Source organism: Planococcus shenhongbingii (assembly GCF_030413635.1).
Taxonomy (GTDB): Bacteria; Bacillota; Bacilli; order Bacillales_A; family Planococcaceae; genus Planococcus; species Planococcus shenhongbingii.
Genome location: NZ_CP129235.1, coordinates 928034 through 948573, shown reverse-complemented (window position 1 = coordinate 948573; position 20540 = coordinate 928034). Strand labels below are relative to the sequence as shown.

General features: G+C 41.8%; 20 protein-coding genes. 4 read left to right on the top strand and 16 right to left on the bottom strand.

The genetic code is table 11. The features are described from left to right. Nucleotides 1-149: 149 nt before the first annotated feature. Nucleotides 150-725, bottom strand: coding sequence for a hypothetical protein (locus tag QWY16_RS04695; RefSeq protein WP_300991750.1), 576 nt, complete (start codon nucleotides 723-725; stop codon nucleotides 150-152). Nucleotides 726-1004: 279 nt separating this feature from the next. Here QWY16_RS04695 and QWY16_RS04690 point away from each other — a divergent pair, with 279 nt between their 5' ends. The 3 genes from QWY16_RS04690 to QWY16_RS04680 all read left to right on the top strand — a co-directional run bounded on the left by QWY16_RS04690 (nucleotide 1005) and on the right by QWY16_RS04680 (nucleotide 3586). Continuing rightward, nucleotides 1005-1532: a DinB family protein gene (locus QWY16_RS04690; RefSeq protein ID WP_300991749.1), complete on the top strand. Its 528-nt coding sequence runs from the start codon at nucleotides 1005-1007 to the stop codon at nucleotides 1530-1532. 522 nt (nucleotides 1533-2054) lie between these two features. Continuing rightward, the gene (locus QWY16_RS04685) at nucleotides 2055-2543 is read left to right on the top strand and encodes a hypothetical protein (RefSeq protein WP_300991748.1); all 489 of its coding nucleotides are present in this window, start codon (nucleotides 2055-2057) and stop codon (nucleotides 2541-2543) included. Between the two features lie 164 nt (nucleotides 2544-2707). Beyond that, nucleotides 2708-3586: a GNAT family N-acetyltransferase gene (locus QWY16_RS04680; protein WP_300991747.1), complete on the top strand. Its 879-nt coding sequence runs from the start codon at nucleotides 2708-2710 to the stop codon at nucleotides 3584-3586. Between the two features lie 111 nt (nucleotides 3587-3697). Here the strand turns inward: QWY16_RS04680 and QWY16_RS04675 are convergent, their stop codons facing one another. From QWY16_RS04675 to QWY16_RS04650, 6 genes are all read right to left on the bottom strand, one after another. Then, nucleotides 3698-4159, bottom strand: a complete 462-nt coding sequence (locus QWY16_RS04675; RefSeq protein ID WP_300991746.1) for a GNAT family N-acetyltransferase — start codon at nucleotides 4157-4159, stop codon at nucleotides 3698-3700. A 193-nt stretch (nucleotides 4160-4352) separates the two neighbouring features. Further along, the gene (locus QWY16_RS04670; RefSeq protein WP_300991745.1) at nucleotides 4353-5411 is read right to left on the bottom strand and encodes a Gfo/Idh/MocA family protein; all 1059 of its coding nucleotides are present in this window, start codon (nucleotides 5409-5411) and stop codon (nucleotides 4353-4355) included. 11 nt (nucleotides 5412-5422) lie between these two features. Further along, on the bottom strand, nucleotides 5423-6397 hold the full coding sequence (locus tag QWY16_RS04665; RefSeq protein ID WP_300991744.1) for an ABC transporter permease: 975 nt from the start codon (nucleotides 6395-6397) through the stop codon (nucleotides 5423-5425). Then, nucleotides 6390-7904: a sugar ABC transporter ATP-binding protein gene (locus QWY16_RS04660; protein ID WP_300991743.1), complete on the bottom strand. Its 1515-nt coding sequence runs from the start codon at nucleotides 7902-7904 to the stop codon at nucleotides 6390-6392. Before QWY16_RS04660 ends, QWY16_RS04665 begins: the two co-directional genes overlap by 8 nt. Before the next feature lie 66 nt (nucleotides 7905-7970). Continuing rightward, the gene (locus QWY16_RS04655) at nucleotides 7971-8939 is read right to left on the bottom strand and encodes a substrate-binding domain-containing protein (protein ID WP_300991742.1); all 969 of its coding nucleotides are present in this window, start codon (nucleotides 8937-8939) and stop codon (nucleotides 7971-7973) included. A 122-nt stretch (nucleotides 8940-9061) separates the two neighbouring features. Next, on the bottom strand, nucleotides 9062-10051 hold the full coding sequence (locus QWY16_RS04650; RefSeq protein WP_300991741.1) for a LacI family DNA-binding transcriptional regulator: 990 nt from the start codon (nucleotides 10049-10051) through the stop codon (nucleotides 9062-9064). A gap of 201 nt (nucleotides 10052-10252) precedes the next feature. Between QWY16_RS04650 and QWY16_RS04645 the strand changes: the two genes are divergently transcribed. Then, on the top strand, nucleotides 10253-11221 hold the full coding sequence (locus tag QWY16_RS04645; protein ID WP_300991740.1) for a sugar phosphate isomerase/epimerase family protein: 969 nt from the start codon (nucleotides 10253-10255) through the stop codon (nucleotides 11219-11221). A gap of 106 nt (nucleotides 11222-11327) precedes the next feature. Here the strand turns inward: QWY16_RS04645 and QWY16_RS04640 are convergent, their stop codons facing one another. The 9 genes from QWY16_RS04640 to QWY16_RS04600 all read right to left on the bottom strand — a co-directional run bounded on the left by QWY16_RS04640 (nucleotide 11328) and on the right by QWY16_RS04600 (nucleotide 20513). After that, a complete protein-coding gene (locus tag QWY16_RS04640; protein WP_300991739.1) occupies nucleotides 11328-12122 on the bottom strand; it encodes a sugar phosphate isomerase/epimerase family protein in 795 nt (264 codons plus the stop codon). A gap of 24 nt (nucleotides 12123-12146) precedes the next feature. Continuing rightward, nucleotides 12147-13241, bottom strand: a complete 1095-nt coding sequence (locus QWY16_RS04635; protein WP_300991738.1) for a zinc-dependent alcohol dehydrogenase — start codon at nucleotides 13239-13241, stop codon at nucleotides 12147-12149. A gap of 25 nt (nucleotides 13242-13266) precedes the next feature. Next, nucleotides 13267-14115: a carbohydrate ABC transporter permease gene (locus QWY16_RS04630; RefSeq protein WP_436837179.1), complete on the bottom strand. Its 849-nt coding sequence runs from the start codon at nucleotides 14113-14115 to the stop codon at nucleotides 13267-13269. Beyond that, nucleotides 14108-14989 (bottom strand): carbohydrate ABC transporter permease, encoded by an 882-nt coding sequence (locus tag QWY16_RS04625; protein WP_300991736.1) that lies wholly within the window; start codon nucleotides 14987-14989, stop codon nucleotides 14108-14110. The genes QWY16_RS04630 and QWY16_RS04625 overlap by 8 nt, the downstream gene beginning before the upstream one ends. A 120-nt stretch (nucleotides 14990-15109) precedes the next feature. Then, on the bottom strand, nucleotides 15110-16402 hold the full coding sequence (locus QWY16_RS04620; RefSeq protein ID WP_300991735.1) for an ABC transporter substrate-binding protein: 1293 nt from the start codon (nucleotides 16400-16402) through the stop codon (nucleotides 15110-15112). A gap of 11 nt (nucleotides 16403-16413) precedes the next feature. After that, on the bottom strand, nucleotides 16414-18099 hold the full coding sequence (locus tag QWY16_RS04615; RefSeq protein ID WP_300991734.1) for a sugar phosphorylase: 1686 nt from the start codon (nucleotides 18097-18099) through the stop codon (nucleotides 16414-16416). A gap of 366 nt (nucleotides 18100-18465) precedes the next feature. Then, a complete protein-coding gene (locus tag QWY16_RS04610; protein ID WP_300991733.1) occupies nucleotides 18466-19266 on the bottom strand; it encodes an SDR family NAD(P)-dependent oxidoreductase in 801 nt (266 codons plus the stop codon). Nucleotides 19267-19627: 361 nt separating this feature from the next. Beyond that, entirely contained in the window at nucleotides 19628-20128 is a 501-nt protein-coding gene (locus QWY16_RS04605) for an SRPBCC domain-containing protein (RefSeq protein ID WP_300991732.1), read from the bottom strand. 52 nt (nucleotides 20129-20180) lie between these two features. Then, complete coding sequence (locus tag QWY16_RS04600) at nucleotides 20181-20513, bottom strand: ArsR/SmtB family transcription factor (RefSeq protein WP_300991731.1); 333 nt, start codon at nucleotides 20511-20513, stop codon at nucleotides 20181-20183. Nucleotides 20514-20540 lie beyond the last annotated feature (27 nt).

Genomic DNA, 20540 nt, shown 5'->3' with positions numbered 1-20540 from the left:
TATAACAGCAGAGTTTTCAATTCTCCGGCAAATCCTCTTTTTCCCGTAATGTCTTAATTCAAAAAAGCCACTTTAGAAATAATCGGCTTTATTTCAAAAGTGGCTTTTCGATTATGAAATTGATTGAAAAATTCACAAGCAGCTTGAGCTTATCTGAACGAAACAGTATCAGAAGAGGTTTCCGCTTTGGTTTTTGCCAGCATAAAATGCGCCAAGGCAAGACCAGCAACTACAGCGATTGCCATCGTGATTAAGGATCCCCATAAAGTGAGCTTAACGGCCATCAAAAAAAGAATGCCGACAACCAGCATGAACATGATTGAAACTGAATTCCAAAGAACCGGATCTCTCACTTTATTCAACAGCTCAACGGAAGGCACAGCATCTGTTTCTATATTGGCAGCAGCCAGAATTCCTTTTAAGCGGCGAAGGTTAATAACCGGCCCCAAGAAACTGTTTCCGAGAAGCGCAACTAAAGATACATTGATCCAGGCATGGTCCCAGCCCCAAGCTGAAAAAACCAAATAGAAAGCAGGCAGCAAGATCAGCAAAGAGCTTAGTGGAAACAAAGCATCCGTTTTTACAGCCACCCCCGACCAAAGTTTAACGTCCTCTGTTCCTTTCGCATGCAACATGGAAATCATTGATAAGGCAAGTATGCTAATTGCCATAAAGATGGTAACAGCGCCCAATATATGGAGAAACAATACAACATTGTACAGCATTTTATTCTTCCTCTTCTCCAGTTAAGTCATCAAAAGATTGACTTCGCTAACTTTTCGAGTGACCGGGTTTGGGTGAAAAATATGCGCTATTACTCTTTTCCTTTTTCTGCTCCTTCCTTTCAGTTAGTTTCTTAAAGCAAAACATAATTCCTTGATTAATTTCGTAACCATTATACGCCTTTACAGCTCTAAAAACCACCTATTTTCTAATTATTCAGAATACGTTACAATGATAATAAATTATTAACTTCTATTCATCATTAGGAAAGGAGCAAATACATGGAATTTAAACTTCAGGAAGCAATAGAAATTTTGGAACGTACGCCAGACACGCTGATATGTTTTTTATCTGGTTTATCGAACGAATGGCTCCTTGCCAATGAAGGTGCAGGAACCTGGAATGCGGAAGAAGTAGTTGGCCATTTGATTGAAGCAGAGAAAACCAATTGGCTTCTCCGTGCAGAAACAATTCTTCAAAAAGGAGAAAATGAGCTGTTTCCTCCATTTGACCGCTTTGCACATTTGAAAAACCAGTCCAGCAATTCAATCGAAGAAAAACTCCACGAATTTAAGACAATCCGGATGCAAAATATTGAGAAGTTGAAGGAGATCATCGATTCCGAGACGCCTTTCGAGTTGACCGGTATACACCCCGAATTTGGTCCTGTCAAATTACGCGAGCTGCTTTCTACATGGGTAGTTCACGACATGACGCATATTTCACAAATTGTGCGGGTTATGGCTGAAAGATATCGGGAAGACGTCGGTCCTTGGGCAAATTACCTTGGTGTTTTAAAGAGAAAATAATAAGGCTTATACAAAAAACCACTATCCAACACGAGTTTGTTGGATAGTGGTTTTCGCAAAATGTTTTATATTTTAAATAACCTCCACAATAGCCGGTTAATCATTTTCCTAATCATCCTTTTGCCGATTCGGCTTCCAATTGTTCCATTTCGTACTGCTTTAAAATCACCTGTCAGCCGATCGATTTTATATAATATTCCTCTGGTCTTATTAAAACTCATTCCTTCACCTCCCGTTATTGCAATCATAATTAGTCATATTATTTAACATCTCCATCTAAGTATCAAGAAATATTTTTTAATGGTTCTCATTCTGAATCGCAGACATTTAATTTTTCCATTACATTTCTCTTGTTCCCCTAGGTTTCTTGATAAAAATATGATATCATAAGCAATATCTGAATTTTCCAATAATGTTTTATTTACAACATTTTCAGTTCTCAACTCACATATGCGGTTCAACCGATAGAATCATATTGTATTATTCCAGTGCTGTCTGCACCTAATTAGAGGAGGAATTCCAATGGCCAAGAAAAAACTGTCTATTGCCACAAAACTGCTAGCATCTGCTTCTATATTTTTAGCAATCGGTTTCACCCCAGAACCTGCCGAAGCCCATAATGGAGAGGGCAATTGGCCTTCGCATGCGGTCGGTTCGATGTCGTGTGCCGGAAAAATGGTTAAGGCGGCACCTCCCCGCTTTGTAACCGCTTGGAAAGGACGCGAAATGGATACGGTTTTTTGGAAACCGGTCCTTTACCGATACAATGGATCAAAATATGAACAGTATAAATCGCTTGCAGATTGGCCAGGCTATGCCTACGTCACACTATATGGATTTAACCCAGATACTAAACCGGGCTGGCGCAATACTTCGAATGACGGAAAGTTGAACTTCACTTCATTCAAAAGCCTTCCAACTGGAAGTTATAAAATCCTGAATCAGATCCATTGGGTGAGCAGCGGATCTACACATACGGAATGGTCACCAAATTCGTGCAGTATAAAATAAGAAATTTAAAGTCCGTTGAATAAAACCAGTGGTCGAATCGCTGATTCCACTACTGGTTTTTCATTCCGGCTTCTGTTGCAGCAAATTGAATGCAATCTTCCCTTGTCCGCAGTTATAATGGTCAAGAAAAGCATATAATTCGACAGTAGCAAGGAGTGCCGGCAATGGAACAAACCATCCGTGTATTAAATCTTGAAGATTTGCCTTATTTAGAAGAAATGGAAACAGGTATAGAAGATGATTATGTTAAACGGATCTTTGAGTGGCTTGTCACTTCCGACAATAATCGCCTGTTCGGTTTATTTTTAGACAATCAACTGGCGAGTATATGCGGCTACTCACTATTTGCCAAACATTATGTGATGCTCGGCAGAATTCGCAGTGATATCCGTTATAGAGGCAAAGATTTGGCTACCGTGCTGACTGGCCGTGTCATGGATGAAGCATTCAAACTTCCGGAAGTCCAATGGGTCGGAGCGAATACACAAGAAAAAAATCTTCCTGCGCGGCGTGTTTTAGAAAAGCTCGAACTCACGCCTTATGCTCCCATTCACGGAGCGACCACAAAAGATGTGTCAAAGCTTGCAAAAGGTGCTCCGGTTTGGCATGAAATTACAGACCTTGAGCGAAAGAAAATATGGGTCGATAAATTATATGTAAAGACTGGCGCTATTTTTCCATATGAATGCTATTATTCTTTCCCAGCTTCTAAAGAATTGTTTACAGAAGATGAGCTGAAAAAATGGTCCTTTTTTGAAAATAAAAAGGCGACACGATTCCTGATTGTCAAAAAAGATATTAAAAAACATCATTATTTGCATACCATTTATCCGTGGAATGATTTGGCGGAACAACCGGGCTTGTGGGAAACCATTGATGCCGCTTATCGGAGGCTGTGCCAGGAAGTTGGAGAAGATACTTTAATTTGGATGGATTTTACGAAAGTTCAAGCTTCTGCTCTTCCTCAAAACCATGACTTTGAACTCTCTTCTCCTTGGATATTGTACGGAACCGGGCGGCTTAAGAGTAACCACAATCAGTAAGATTTCTCTTCATTTTACGGGCCTTTCAAAAGGAAGAAAAACGAAAGTGCATAAGGCAAAAGAAGAACCGGAAGCTCTCTTTCCCGGTTCTTCTTTTATGCCTACGCAGCTTTAAAAATAAGCAGGAATCGGCTCATTTATTACTCGGCCGTATAATTCCTTACTTGCCCGTATCATACAGACTCCTTGACTGGTATGCTGATACTCTGCAGGCAAGGCACAGAAACCGAAGCGTGCGTAATAAGCAATGCCAATTTCGCTGTACAGCATGAAAGCAGCATGAGGTTGCTGTTTCAGACACTCTTCTATGATTCTTTCTCCAAATCCACGGCTGCGAAAAGCTGGGTTCACTACAATGGAGCCGATGCCAAATAAATAAGGTGTGAACTGCAACAAAATAAGCGAAGCAATAATTTCTTCATTGCCGTCCACTACTATAAAACGCTTTCCATACTCCTCCTCTTTTTTATTATCTTTTATGTATTGCTCAAACGAGCGGCCTTTTGCCCATTCCCGGTAACCTTGTTCATAAATTTTTATATACTCGTGTGCAGATGCCTCCCGGAACTTCACCAGATTTTCCTCCTTTTTATTCAAATCATATCTTCTATATAAATTGACCCCATAGTTTTCAGCTGTGGATATTCTGCAAGCTCGCCGCAAAACGGCCGAAGCGTTATAGTAAAGGACGATTCTTTAGTTCAGCATATATAAATTCTATTTTTCATTAATTGAAAGAATCACAAAAAACGAAAAAAGCCTCTCCTTAAAAATATTGGAGAGACTCGGTTTCAACTGTTACCACGCGCTGGGTCTCAGCTGCTTCTAAAATGGCTAAGATTACGGCTAATGACGATAAGGCTTCCCGGCCTGTAACCATCGGTGGTTGATCCAAGCGGATGCTTTCAATAAAGGCGTCAATCATACCCGTGTTTGTCTGATTGTCATTGGTCTGGATGCTCTCTAATTCATAATTGACTTTCTCGCCGTCTTTTGTCAGCACTTCCAACTGGTATTGATCGCTATTGTATATTTTCAAAATACCTTTTTCACAATACAGGACAGTGCTATTGTCTTCTTGCCCGTAATGGGTCCAGGAAAAAGAAGCTGTTCCTAATCGCCCTTTTTTCGTTTTCAAACTGCAGACAACGTTATCGCATACTTCAATCGGTTCACCGTGTTCATTGACTTTATCCAGTGCTCCTTGAAATGCGCTGACTTGTTCAATTTCGTCATCCAGCAGGTATTGCAGCACATCCACTTTATGGATTCCCAAATCCCCTGCCACCCCCAGGCCGGAGCGTTCTTTTTTAAAAAACCAGGTAGAATTGGTTTTGTTATACCCCCATTGTTCAGGACCCGAATGCCCGAACGTCGTCCGAAAAGTCAGCACTTTCCCCAGTTCTCCACTTGCAACGATTTCCTGAGCTTTTTGATGGGCACGCGTAAAACGCTGGTTGTGGTCGATCATCAATTTCTTTCCTGATGCTTTTTCGGCGTTGAGGATTTCTTTGGCATGTTCGATTGTCAGCGATATGGGCTTTTCGCATAGCACATGCTTGCCGCTCAGTAATGCTTTGGACGAAAAAATGTGATGGTGTTCATTTGATGAACAATCACTGATAATCTCGATAGTCGGATCCTCCAGTAATTCTTCAACTGTTTTTGCAACTTTCCCACCGAATAACGCCGCTAAAGCTTCCGAACGGTCCAGATTGCGGTCATAGAAAACAATTTCATCTACGTACGGATTCGCGGTATATTCTGGTGCATGGCGCAGTTTGGTAATGGAACCGCACCCGATGATGCCTACTCGATATCCCATTTTTTGGCCCCCTACTCTCTTTTTTGGAATACTACCGCAATAATGATGATCAACCCTTTTACAAAGCCTTGCAAATGCGGTGAAACGTTCATAAGATTCATCATATTATTCAAAATGCCCAAAATTAGAACGCCAAAAAGCGTGCCGATTATTTTGCCGCGGCCGCCTGTCATCCGGGTCCCGCCGATAATGACAGCTGCGATGGCATCCAATTCGTATTGCGCACCAGAGCTGGAAGAAGAAATCGAATTCAAACGGGATGTCTCAATCACAGCCGCCACGCCAACCAATGTTCCAATTAAGGTATATACACCAATTTTAATGCGGTCTACACGGATCGCTGACAGCAAAGCCGCTTTTTCATTGCTGCCAAGCGCATAGACATAACGGCCGAAACGGGTTTTATGCATCAAGAGATAGACAATTGCCGTCATCACAATGAAAATGATGACAGGAACATCAAATATCCATAAGTCACTATTGGCAATGGCGGTAAATCCCGTAACTTCCCCCGATACGCTGCCCCCGTCCGCAATATAGAGCGCAATGGAACGTGCACCTGCCATCATTCCAAGCGTCGCAATGAATGAGGCAATCCTGCCTTTTGCCACCATCAAGCCATTCAGAAATCCCGCAAATGAGCCGACCAGCAATGCAGTGAAGACGCCCACTAAAACGCTGCCCGAAGCATTCAACGCCAGAACAGATATGACTCCAGCTAAAGCCAGGACAGAGCCGACTGACAAGTCAATGCCGCCGGACAACATAACAACGGTCATCCCCATCGCTATAATCCCGATAATCGAAACTTGCATCAAAATATTCAACTGGTTGTTCATGTCCAGAAATCTGGGGTTCATAATAGATGAGGCGATGAAAATGACAACAAAGGCGATGATGACACTATATTCCGACCAAAGCCAGGAAAGCCGGCTTTTCGCAGTTGACTTTTGAGGCTTGTATTCTTTCACATTGATATTAGCCAATTTTTGCAGCCTCCCTTTTCGAGCCAGTGGCATAATTCATGATTTCTTCTTCTGTTGCTTCTTCACCAGTAAATCTTGCTGTTATTTCACCTTGGTACATCACGTTGATATTATGGCAAATCCTCAGTACTTCCGGCGCTTCAGACGATAAGATAATGACCGTTTTCCCCATTTTGGCTAATGCGGTGATTTCATGATAAATTTCCTGCTTTGCTCCGACGTCAATTCCTTGTGTCGGATTATCAAAAATCAAAATGTCTGCACCAACTTCAAGCCATTTGGCGATAATGACCTTTTGCTGGTTTCCTCCACTTAATTTGTCGATGGTAATCCGGGGGTTATGAACTTTGATATTCAGCATTTCCTTGTACTTCTGAAACTTCGCTTTTTCCGTCTGCTCCCGTATGAATCCGCTTTTCTCAAAATTCCCCATTGAAGACAAACTCATATTGTGAATGACGCTCAAATCTTTGATAATGGCGTTTTCTTTGCGGTCTTTCGGCACAAGCCCTATCCCGGCTTTGACCGCTTTTCTTGGATGATCTATTTTTACAATACGGCCATGGACTCGCACCTCACCCGTGTATTTTTTCCGGTAGCCAAACAAGCTTTCAAAAAGTTCTGTTCTGCCATCACCGCTAAGGCCTGTAAAGCCAAGAACTTCTCCTTGCTTAACGGTAAAATTGATGTTCCTGAACAATCCAGGACTTGTTAAATTGACCACTTCCAAAGATACGGGACCAAATTGATGCTCATGTATAAAACGGTCTTGTGAAATTGATTTGCCGACCATTAGTTTCGTAATCGTTTCAATATCTTCTTCTTCAACGCTGCCGCTTTTAACCCGCTCACCATCCCGTAAGACTGTAAAACGGTCACACACTTCTTTGATTTCTTTTAGCTTATGGGAAATATAGATAATCGAAACCCCTGATTGTTTTAGATTCTTCATTAACTCAAACAGGCGGTTCACTTCATGTTCAGCTAATGATGTCGTAGGTTCATCCATAATGATCAATCTGGAATTATGCAGCAATGCCTTCGATATCTCTATCAATTGTTTGTATGAAGTAGCCAGATTCCGGACATATTCCTTTGGATCGACATCTACGCCAAGCTTTGTCATTATGTCATGCGTTTTCTCGCACATTTCTTCCACTTTTAGAAATCCGACTTTATTTCGAAGTTCAGATCCTAAAAACATGTTTTCATAAACCCGAAGATCAGAAACCATATTCAGTTCCTGGTGTATAAAACTGATGCCCTGCTCTTGAGAAACCCGTGGATTCAGCATATTAACTTCTTGTCCGTCTATGAAAAGTGAACCATTATCTGGTTGATGGACCCCGCCTAAAATGTTCATCAAAGTCGACTTACCGGCGCCGTTCTCTCCCAGCAATGCATGTATTTCCCCTTTTTCGACTTGCAGTGTTACACCTTTTAAGACAGGTACCCCATTAAACGACTTTTCGATATTCTTCATAAGCAGAAAAGGGTGTGTAGCCATGGCTTAGACTCCTTATATAGGAAAAGAGGAAATACAACGGCCAGCATTGTATTTCCATAGATTCCTTTAGAATTTAGATTCCGGATCGTAATATTCATCGACGTTTTCTTTTGTTACTTGTGTTGCTTCTTTAACAACCATTTTTTCAGCTGGTTCCTCGCCTTGAGCTATATCTGCAGCAATTTTCACAGCATCTTCAACCATTTTCGGGGAATACAGGAATGTCGCTTTCATCAAACCATCATTTTTCATATCTTCAAATACTTCTTTTGCACCGCCTGCACCTGTTACAAACTTGATATCAGTGCGCCCTGCTTCTTTGATCGCCTGTAATACACCTAATGCCATTCCGTCATCTTGTGTGAAAACTGCGTCAATCTGTGGATTAGCCTGTAAAATATTCTGCATCACTTCCAATGATTTTTCAGTCGAGAAGTCGCCGCTTTGTGAAGCGATGATTTCCATTCCTTCCTGGCTTGCCACTGCTTCTTGGAAACCAGATCCACGCTGCTCAGTGACTGAACTTGGAGGTCCAGTAATTTCGACGATTTTTCCTTGGCCATTCAATTGTTCTATGAAATACTTGCCTGCATTGACGCCGATTCCTTCATTGTCGCCTTTTACTACTACTGTCGCCGCGTCATTTTCAAGTTCCCGGTCAACAATGACCAGCGGGATGCCTGCATCTTTTACTTTTTGTCCGACTGGCGTTAAAGCTGCCGATTCAATCGGCAGCATGACAATCACATCAACGTCTTGAGCGATTAAATCATCCACATCGTTTGCCTGCTTGTTCGGATCTGCCGCGTTGGTCATTACATAATCTATGCCTTCACTTTCTTTTAATGCCTGGGCTTGTTTCTCCGCACTGTCAATCAACGCTCCCATCCATCCGTGCGTTGCAGAAGGCAAGGATATGCCTATCATCAGCGTTTCGTCTTCTGCTCCGCTTCCTCCTGAACCTGCTTCTTCATTTCCTCCGCAGCCTGCTAAGCCGAAGACTGCAGCCAGCGATAAAATCAACAATTTCTTCATTCAATTCACCCCTTTGTTTTTTTAAAACAGCTTTCCTTCGAATGTAAGCGTTTACACCCAAAACTAAGGCCAGCGCTCTATCATCAAGGTCCATTAATAACAGAGCGCCGGCCTTAGCTGCTTTATCCCGATGTCGATCCACGTATGACCAATTCATGCTCCAATATAATATTGTCCACTTTTTCTCCTTTAATCTTGCCGATCAACATATCTGCTGCAATTGTGCCCATTTTATACATTGGCTGAGCGACAGTTGTCAATGTTGGATTTGTCATATTTGAAAAATCAATCTTGTCAAAGCCGACTACCGCAATATCATTCGGCACATGCAAACTTGAAGCATTTATCTCTTTTAACGCTCCGATTGCAAGCATATCGGATACCGCAAAAACAGCAGTCGGCCGATCCGCCAGCGCTAATATCTTCCTCATGGCTTGCTGTCCATGTTCAAAGCTTAGTTCTGAGGTATAAATCATATAATCTTTGTTCAAGGAAATGGTGTTTTCCTGCAAAGCCCGCTGGTATCCCATTTTCCGCTCTCTTGCGTACAGGAACTTTTCATCTGAATTTATGAGAGCGATTTTCTGATGACCTATCTGAATCAAATGCTTTACTGCCCGATAAGAAGCTTCTTCGCTATTGATGGTTACATAAGGAATTCCAATACCACCTCCATATTCGCTGCATTGAATGATTGGATAAGTTTCTGCCAATTGTTTTAATGTCTCGACATTGACAGCAGGATCCATCGAAATAATGCCATCTGCCATTTTCTTACGAACGAGATCAAAGTAAATATTTTCTTTTTCCGGATTTGAATCCGTTTCACACAGTAAAATGTTATAACCTTGGCTAAGCGCCATGTTTTCAATGCCTTTAATAATTTCCAAGTAAAAAGGGTTCGATAGATTTGGGATTAAAACCAGCAAGATCCGGCTTTCAGAATTCCGGAGATTTCTCCCCAATATGCTTGGCTCATAATTCAATGTCTTTATGGCCTCTTCTACTTTGGTTTTCGTTTTCGTCGAAACCGAATTTTGGCCATTTAAGACTCTTGAAACGGTTGCTACCGACACTCCTGCTTGTTTTGCTACCTGCTGGATATTTGCCATATTGTTTTTCCTACTTTCCACAATTCCCATACATAATAAATGAAATCGATTACATTTCTATAGTAAATTGTTCAGAATTATCTGTCAATATATTTTTTAGTTAAACATTCTTGTTGATTTACTCCATGAATTTATATATGTTAATTATGTAATGGATTACATTTCTGTATTTTCTGATTTTTATAAAAGGAGGTTTTTTAATTGAAACTAGGGGTCTTTACTGTTTTATTCTCCGACAGAAATTTTGAAGATATGCTGAGTTATGTGTCAGCCAAAGGAATTGAGGCTATTGAACTTGGCACCGGCGGCTATCCTGGAGACGCCCATTGCAAAGTGGATGAATTGCTGGAGGATGAGCAAAAATTGCAGCGCTTTAAGCAGCAGATCAGCGACTATGGCTTAATCATCAGTGCGTTGAGCTGCCACTCGAATCCGCTTCATCCTCAAAAACAAATTGCTGAACCGGCTGATGAATTGCTGGTAAAGACCTTGCAGTTAGCTTCCAAGCTGGAGGTTCCGGTAGTAAATACTTTTTCAGGTTGTCCAGGCGATCATGAGAATGCTCTTTATCCGAATTGGCCTGTTGCTGCCTGGCCACACGATTTTCAGGAAATATTAAAATGGCAATGGGAAGAAAAACTGATTCCTTACTGGAAAGAGAAAAACGATCTGGCAGAATCGCTCAATGTAAAAATTGGTTTGGAACTCCACGGCGGATTTTCGGTACATACCCCCGCCACTTTGCTGCGGCTGCGTGAAGCCTGCGGTTCTGCAATTGGAGCCAATTTAGACCCAAGCCATATGTGGTGGCAAGGCATTGACCCGGTCGAAGCCATCAAGATTCTCGGCCGTGAAAATGCCATTCATCATTTTCATGCGAAAGACACCATATTCGATCAGCAAAATGTGAATCGAAACGGCTTGACGGATATGACGGAATATTCGCAGATGCGTGACCGGGCATGGTATTTCAGAACCGTCGGCTTTGGGCACAACCAAAAAACCTGGGCAGACATCATCAGCGCACTGCGGCTTTATAATTATGACTATGTGGTCAGCATCGAACATGAAGATGGCTTAATGTCCATTGAAGAAGGATTTACAAAAGCCGTTGAGAACTTGAAGCCGGTTTTGGTCAAAGAGTCTGTTGCCCAAATGTGGTGGGCTTAAAACAAAAAAATGGCTTTGGCACAATCTGCGCCAAAGCCATTTTTTTGCTGCCTGCTTTTCTGCCGTATATATCGATGCATGGATGCACTTGGAATATTTGCTTACATCACCTAATCGATTCTCTCAGGTAGTGGAGTGAATTGAAATAGGCTTGCTCGGGATTTTCGCCCCGGACTCTGCATTCAAGCGTTAAATCCCCTTGATAGCCATCCTTTTTCAATACTGAAAATAGACGTTTAAAATCAATGGATCCACTTCCAGGCTGGAACCGCTGATTGTCTGCCAAATGAATATGCCCGATCACATCGCGGTGATCATGCAGCGAAACAGCCGTATTATCTTCTTCTATATTCATATGATAGAAGTCCGCAATAATTTTCACATATTCAAAGCTATTTTCTTCAATATAGCTTCTCGCTTCGGCAATTGTATTAATCATATGGTCCTGATAGCGGTTCAGCGGCTCTAAAAATATCAGGGTCCCAGTTTCTTTAGCTGCATGGTTCAAGTAAACCAAGGATTTCGTTACAATTTCCCGGTCTTTCTCTTTGCTGCGCGGAGAAATCATGGGCGGCAACCGGTAGGTGAACATCCCCCACGCAGCAGGGACGACAATGCCTTTCCCTCCTATCTGCTGCAGCGCCTTTAAAATCCCTGTTATTTCCTTTAAGCCATTAAGTCTTTTTTCCTCATTGAAATCACCGATCCAGCCATCATATCCCCCGCAAGCAGTTGTAACGGAGAGACCTGTTTCTTCTTGTTCTTTTTTAACGCTTTCCATATTTCCCACCAGTAATTTGCCGTCAATTTCGTAGCCGTCAAACCCCATCTGTTTAATATAGCGAAATTTTTCATTGATCGCTTCAGGAAAGAACGGCTGGTTTTGTGTGCCGATTTTCATTAAAGTTTCCTCCTGTCAACGACTTTATGCTTCGGGCACTACCTTAAAGTTATGGAAAGACTCTTGTTTCAAATCAATCGCCATTTTAATGCTCAATTCCGGATGCTGATCGACAAAACGAATATACGCCTCTGCGCTATCCTGGAAAGGAATAATGGGGTCGATGATGTCTTCGCAATTAAGGTGGCCGGACATCAGCAATTCCCAGCACGTGTCTTCAATGCGTTTCCGGTTCCATCTAGGATAATCTGGATTCGGTTCACTGGCTGCTCTTGAAAACACAATTTTCGCATTATTGAAATGGGCTTCCCGGCCAAAATTTAATCCTTCCGGAAAAGTTTTGCCGAAAGCTACATAGGAAATGATGCCGCCATAACCAATGCCTTTGAGTGCGCCTTGTAGCGCTGCTGCATTGCCGCTCGTTTCAATGATGGCATCTGCTCCCAGTTTATTCGTCAGCTTTTTAATTTCAAAGCCGGCATCCACCATTTGGGGATCCAAAGCTGCATCAGCACCATTGCGAAGAGCCACTTTTCGGCGATGAGCAAGCGGATCAACAGCGATAACCAAAATAGCCCCTGCTCTCTTCGCCAATTGAACCGCAATCTGGCCAATGGCCCCGAGCCCAACAACCACGGCGTAGTCGCCGGCACGAACATGGGCATCGCGCACTCCGCTAAGCGCAAACTGGGCCGGGTCATAACAAATAGCGTTCTGCCATTTGGCTCCTTCCGGCATTTTACGCAACCGCGGATTATTTATGCCATCGACAATTAAGGTTTCCATAATAGGACCGTATGTACAAACCAAATCTCCAATTTCATATTTGGTCACATTCGGCCCTGTTTCAATAATACATCCGACAATCATATTTCCTAATGGAAATTCACCGAACACAATCCCTTTAGCGGAACCTTCTTTTCTTGGCATAAACATCCGCCATTCCTCTGAAAACTCTTCTTCCATGAAAGGCGACTGCCCTCTAAAATCAGCCACTTCTGTCCCATGCTTCGGGGAAGCAATCTCTACTGCAATTTTCACTTCATTAGGAAGAACCGGCCGATCCTCATAATCAATCAATGCAGCGACTCTTGGTTTGATTGCTACAAGCTTTTTCATCTGCACGTAACTCTCCTTTTATTTTTTAACCTTTAACCCCGCCTTCAGTTGCTCCTCCTTTAATAAACCGCTCGGTGATCCCATACATGATGACAACAGGCAAAGCGGTAACAATGGAAGCTGCCATCATTCTGCCCCAAACATAATCCGGCGTACTGAACAAAGCATTTAACCCGATCGGAAGTGTGAAATTCTCTGAGCTCGACAGGAAAATGGAAGCGAATAAAAAGTCATTCCAGGCAATCATAAATGAATAGACAAAAACAGATATGATTCCTGAAATGGATAACGGGATAATAATGTAAAAGATAATCTGCACCCGGTTTAAGCCGTCAATCATCGCAGCTTCTTCCAAATCATCAGGTATCGTATCAAAATAACTCTTCAACATATATATGGCGGCTGGCAATGTCTGAACAATAAGCGTAATGACTAATGCGGTTCTTGTGTTATACAGCCCAAGGCTTGAAATGATTTTAAAAAGAGGTACGACCAGCAAAAGGCCGGAAAACATATAAACGACATAAAAACTTGAATTAATGGTAGTGCGTCCAAAAAACTTTAGTTTCGACAAAGCGTAAGCACCAAAAATAGAAAACAACACGGATATCGCTGCCACAATCAGAGAAACGATCAAACTATTATTGAAATAAGTGATATATGGAAAGAGAACCGGATTAAAAATATCCAGATAATGTTCGATTGTCCATTGTCTCGGAAGCAACGTAGGCACTTGTGCAATCGCTTCAGCGGAGTTTTTCAAAGACACCATTAGCATAATGAAAAATGGGAAAAGGGAGACCAGCAAAACGAAAGCCAATCCGATGTAAAACAAGATTTTCCTTGTCATTTTTTCTTTCTTGCTGCTAGCCATTGCCATCAGCATTCACCCGCTTTCTCATTAATAATATGACTGCGAACAAAATGATAAAGAGAATAACTGAAATAGAAGCAGCTTTCCCAAGATCATTAAATGCAAAAGCTGTTTCATATAAATAGATCCCAAGCGTATTAACTTGATTGGTCAACAGGTAGACGTCTTCAAACATATAGAACATCCAGATTGCCCGGAGAGTGACGACAATGACTAAAACCGGCATAATAGCAGGCAGCGTCACAACTTTAAATTTCTCCCACGCTGAAGCTCCATCTATTTCCGCTGCTTCATACAAGGTGTTGTCAATGGTTTGCAAAATAGCTAAAAACGAAATGAATGCGTATGGAAAATACCTCCAAATGGCAAATATCACAACCAGTACAAAGCTGCTGGCTGGCCGGTCAAACCAAAGCGGTGCCTGATCGAATAGATGGAGAACATCCACGGTTAAATAATTCACAATTCCATAATTATTGTTGAACATATATTTCCAGGCAAATACGAGAGAAATCGAAGGAGCTACATAAGAAGCAATGATCAAAGAACGCGATATCTTCCGGAATTTAAAGGGCCGGTTAAAGAAGATTGCGACAGCCAGTCCCACTACCGTACTGCCTACTACTGTCAGTAAGGTATATAAAAAAGTAATTCCCAGTGATTTTAGAAAGACCTCGTCTGTCAAAATTTGTTTGTAATTTTCAAAACCGATGAAAGTTGGATCCAGGTTTGGATTAATGGATTGCTCAAAAAAACTGATTTGTATATTAGAGAGCATCGGATAAGCGACCAGCAATAAAATCAAGAAGATGCTTGGAAAAAGCAGAACGGCTGCAAGTTTTGTATCGGTTTTTCTTTTAGCCTTTCTTTTCATAGTTTCCCTCCATTTCCGGCTTCGTCAAAATCGGCCTAAGCAAGTCTTTCAGAATCACTCCGCTAAGCTTTCTTGCCACAATAAGGAGGGGATCACCTAAAGGCATCCCCTTGTCTTTTCTTATTTTAAAATGCCTTCTAAAGAAGTTTCAGCATTTGCAATGGCGTCGTCGACATTTTGATTGCCAACAGTAACACCATTCACCATTTTCGGAATCTCACCCGAACTTGTAATATCCCCCATCTTCAAAAAGTTTTTTCCATCAACCAGCCCAAAAATTTGAATATCATTGAAAGAAGACGCAATTTCAGTTGAAAGGTCGCCAAATGCATTGACCACTTCATTCGCTTGATAGTCTTCATTTTCAGTAACCAAATCGCTGACCGGCTGTGCTCCTCCCGGGGACATTAAAACCCAGTCCGTCATATTTTCCGGCTGTGCCATGAAAGCAAGGAATTTTTGTGCTGCTTCTTTTTGTGCGTCTTCCAAGCCGGATGTAACAGTCAATGCCGAAGCGGATCCATAAACGGCTTTCGTTTCATTTTCCGGAATCGCAAATCCGATATTTTCCGCTTTTCCTTGTTCAAAAACTCCTGGCAGAATATAAGTAGAGTAAATCGCCATCGGAACCGATTCGTTCATAAAAGCATCGTTCACTTCAGTTGTGTCGTTCGAACCCGGCATCGTATATTGAGCCAAGTCTTTGTAATATTGCAGCGCTTCTTTCATTTCCGGTGTATTCAACGTTAATTCTCCGTCTCCATTCAACACATTGGCATTGTTTGACAAGGCAAACTGAGAGAATACTTGCTCGGAGAATCCGCCTTCTACAGTCGGTATGGCGATTCCATATTTCTTGTTTGCTGCATCTGTAAAGGCTTCTGCCACTTCCATGACTTCCTGCCAATTTTCCGGTTCTTCAAATCCTTTGGATTCAAGCATCTGCTTGTTATACCAAATCCCTTGGACCCATCCACTGACTGGCAAACCGGTATAGCTTTTACCGTCTTCAGTGGCAAGCAACTTTAATGCCCCTTCATAAAAATTATCTTCACCCGCCTCTTCAATGACAGATTGGACGACTTCCCGGTCAATCAGCTGATCCTTATCCATTACCTTTGCGTAGTCCTGCCCTACTTCTACAATTTCCGGCAATTGACCGGCGCTGGCCAGCGTGACAATTTTCGTATTATAAGCATCTTCTTCTACCGGTACTTGCTCTATAATAATATCCGGGTTTTCTTTCTGGAACCGTTCAATCAAGTCAGTAATGACGGCCAAACGCTCTTGCTCTACTGATGAATGCATAAATTCGATGGTAGCGCTTTCCGCATCACCTGCTTCTTCACCGCCGCAGGCAGCCAAAAAGCCAGTCAGTAAGATTGCAAAAAACAGTAAGTATTTTCGATTCATTTTCTCTCCTCCTAATCGATTGGTTTTAACCAGAAAAATTGATACGGCTCCAGTTCAACGCTTTCTTCAAATTTTATATTTTGTTGCGTGAGTATATTGCAGTAATGCCCAACTACCGGCAAAACGACTGATTGATTTGCCAGGTTGTGCAGAAGCAGAATTTGTTCTTTGCTTTTATTGATTCGGTAAAAAGCAAAAATTGATTCCCCGTAATCCAGCATTTTCATTGCGGCATTCGGATGAAAAAGTGGTTCGGCTTTCCTTATTCCAATCATTTTAATCATTTCTTGAAAAACTTGATTTGTTACGGTTCCACTTTGAAGAAGTTCCTGCTCTATGTCACCCAGCCAGTATTTCTCGCGATTGATGGAACGGGCTGCACCTGTTTTTTTTACTCCATCATAATCATTTCTTGCCCCTAAAACACTTTGAATATAAATGGCAGGAATGCCGGGCAATCCGAGTAAAATTGAATGCGCAACCAAAAAACGTTTAATGCGAAGCGCTTCTTCATCGCTTTTTCTATTCAATGCATCAAAATAAGTAGCATTAATTTCATAGGGGACATCTTTTCCGTCTTCGTTTTTCTTGTACGAAATTAAAGCTCCTTCTTTTTTCAATGCCTCTGCCATCTCAATGATTTTATTTTCGGGAATAATTCCGCGGATCGGATTTAAGCCGATTCCATCATGAGAAGCCAAAAAGTTGTAGAAAGCCGTTTCTTTGCCCATATGCGGAAAGCTTTTCGCCCACTTGCTCAAAGCACTTGCATCCCCATAATGGATAGAGTATAAAATCAAAGGCGGCAAAGGGAATTGATAAACCAAATGGGCTTCGTCACGGCCATTTCCAAAATAGGAAATATTGTCTTCATGAGGCACATTTGTTTCAGTAATCAGCAGCGTTCCTTTTGCCGCTTCGTCTACTACTTCTCTGAACAATTTTATGATGTTATGTGCCTTTTCATGATGAATTGATGAAGTCCCAATTTCTTTCCAGATAAAACCGACAGCATCTAACCGGATATATTCTGCCCCTTGTTCTATATAAAAGAGAAGGGCATCGATTATTTCTGCCAGGACGGCAGGGTTGGAAAAATTCAAGTCGATCTGATCTTCGCTAAACGTCGTCCAGATATGTTTTTCTTCCTCTGTCGATAAAGTGAATTTGGTCAATAGCGGATGCGTCCTTGGGCGTGTCACTCCACTTAAATCCACTGTTGGATCCACTTCTATAAAATAGTCCCGGTAGACAGGATTTCCTTTCAAATACTCCTGAAACCATTCGCTTTTTGCAGACACATGGTTGCACACCAAATCGACCATAAGGCGGGCCGACGCAGAGAGTTGCTGGATATCTTCCCAGTTTCCCATCACAGGACTTACTTCTTTATAGTCAATAACAGAAAAACCATCATCTGAAGAGTAGGGATAAAACGGAAGAATATGGACGATTTCAAATACAGTGGAAAAATAATGGTCATATATCTTTTTTAAAGTCTGTAAGGCTGGCTGCTGCTGTTCTTTAAATTGGTCACCATACGTGATTAAGACAACATCTTTTTCATCCCAATACTGTTTCCTCATTTTCAAAGGCTTCTGCTTGGTCTGATGAATGGCTTTCATTATATAGGAATAAGTAATTTCAACATTCTGATTATTGTAGATAGAAAAAAGCCGTTCTCTTATACGTTCCATGGGTACCTCCAATTCTGAAGTACTTGTGACCCAAAAAAGGATGCCTTTATTAAATTCGTATTCAGCTTAATATTACTTCTGCTTTTGGTTAAAACATATAATAGATAGCACTTTCTGTCAAATTGATTTTAGAATTTTCTGTGAAATATTAAGTGGCTGCCAATAAATTTAAGAGCCCTTTTTACTATTCGGAAAGAGTCCTAAGTCTGAGAGATTACATTTAACACTGCACAGTCAGAACTGCCAATAATAAGAAAAGCGGACAGCAAAGGAGCAGCTTCTTTTCCATATCAAAATTCAAGAAGCTGCACCGTCTACTAAATATTATTTCCCTATCATCTGTTGGCCAAAATTCCTGGAAATTCGTCACCTCATAAAGTTTCCACCTGAAATTTTCATTGCTTCACCTACAATATTGCGGGCAGCGTCCGTCAGCAAGAAAGCGATCATGTTCGCCACTTCTTCTGTTGTTGATATACGGCCCGATGGAATAGCGGCGGCTGCCTCGTTCATCCCTTCCTCAAAAGAAACACCTTTCTTTTCCGCTTTCTTTCTGATGCTGTTCCACGCCATTTCCGTGTCTACATATCCAGGGCATACCGCATTGACGCGGATCTTGTGTTCAATCGCCTCAAGAGCCATCGATTGCGTCCAGCCAATCACAGCAAATTTGCTGGCGGCATAAGCCGTATTTCCATGCGTCCCTCTTAGCCCTGACAGCGAAGACAAATTGACTATATCGCCTTCTTTCTTCTCCAGCATTCTGCTATACACCAGCTGAGTTAAAAAGAGCGTGGATTTGAAATTCACATTCATGACTCGTTCAACCGTAGCCTCATCCAGTTCCTCTACTACCCCACCACCGCCAATGCCGGCAGAATTGACAAGTCCATTTATAAATCCAAGTGCTTTATCAGCGCTTAACACAAGTTCTTCTCGTTCTTTTTCAACTGTAAGGTCCGCAGTTTTAACGAAGACATTTTCCTCTCCAACAACCGGAATCAGCTGCTGTTTCAACTCATTCAGCTTCTCTTCGTTTCTGCCCGTAATGGTCAGCCTTGCTCCCATTCCAGCTAGCACCTTTGCAGTTTCGTAGCCGATGCCTCCAGTCGCACCCGTAATTAGAACATGTTTATGTTTTAATGCCTCATTCGAAAAAATAGACATGAACATTCCTCCGTTTGTTTCGTTTTGCGATGAATGTTCATCTTTTCCCTTTCTGCAGCGCTAATCAAACATAATGTGCCGGAATGGAAAGCGTTCAAAAACAGAATGCAATGAAGAAAGCAGTCTTTAGAAGCTCAAAATTGTTTAACAAACAGGTAAATCAGGAAAAGAGACATTAACATAAAAGAAGGTGGGATCAATATGCGTATGTCTTGTATGGGGAGCATTCTTATTTCGATTATTATTTCAATAATTTTAACCATCCTTATTAATTTAATTTTCCTTTAAAATAGACAAAACAGCCGATTTTGAAATGAACATTTCAAAATCGGCTGTTTTACTGCATTGCTTACTTTTATTGTTACATCTGATTTAAATACTGTTCCAGACGGTCAAAGGTTTCTGTCATGCCTTCGACTACACCCATATCCATTACTTGTTTCAAATCTTCCTCTTTTTCAAATAAAGTACGGCTGACAACCCGGGTTCCATTGCCTTCTTCCACAAATTCAACCGTGATTTTCATGGTCGGAAAACCTTCAGCATTATTTCCCTTTTCATCGGAAAAAATATCCTCATAGATGAGCCGCTCTGGTTTTGCCACTTCCTGATAGACGCTTTTTCCCCATGCTTCTTCACCGTCTGCTGACCGCATGCAATAATGCCAGATCCCTCCCGGCCGGACATCCATTTGATAAGTAGTCGTTGTCCAGCCGACCGGCCCCCACCAATTTTTAATGTGTTCAGGTTCAGTATGCATCGTAAAAACAAGCTCTCGTGGGGCCATGAAAAACCGTTCCATCACCATTTCCAGTCCTTCAACTCTTGTAAAGGCGTCATTTGATCCTTTGTTGACTGACATTGGAACTCCTCCTTATGATTTGTTTGATTTCTTTGGCTCTAGTTCCCGGCATTTACAGCTTTTCTTCCTCCTCTCCGTTTTTTTGGACTTCTTTTAAATAATCATCCAATCGATCGAAGCGATCTTCCCAAAGATGGCGGTACGTATCCGTCCATTCCTGCAATTCCTGAAACGGCTGCGGATTCAATTGATAGACACGCCGGTTTGCGATCGGATGGACAATCACGATGCCAGCCTCGCTGAGCACGCGCAGATGCTTTGATACCTGCGGCTGCCGGAGTCCAAGTTTCTCAGCAATTTCTCCAACGGTAAGCGGACCTTGTTTCAATAGTTCGACGATGTTCCAACGGTTCGGTTCTGCCAGTGAATTCAATAGTGTTTTCATAATCCTATTATACTTCCAGAGGAATAT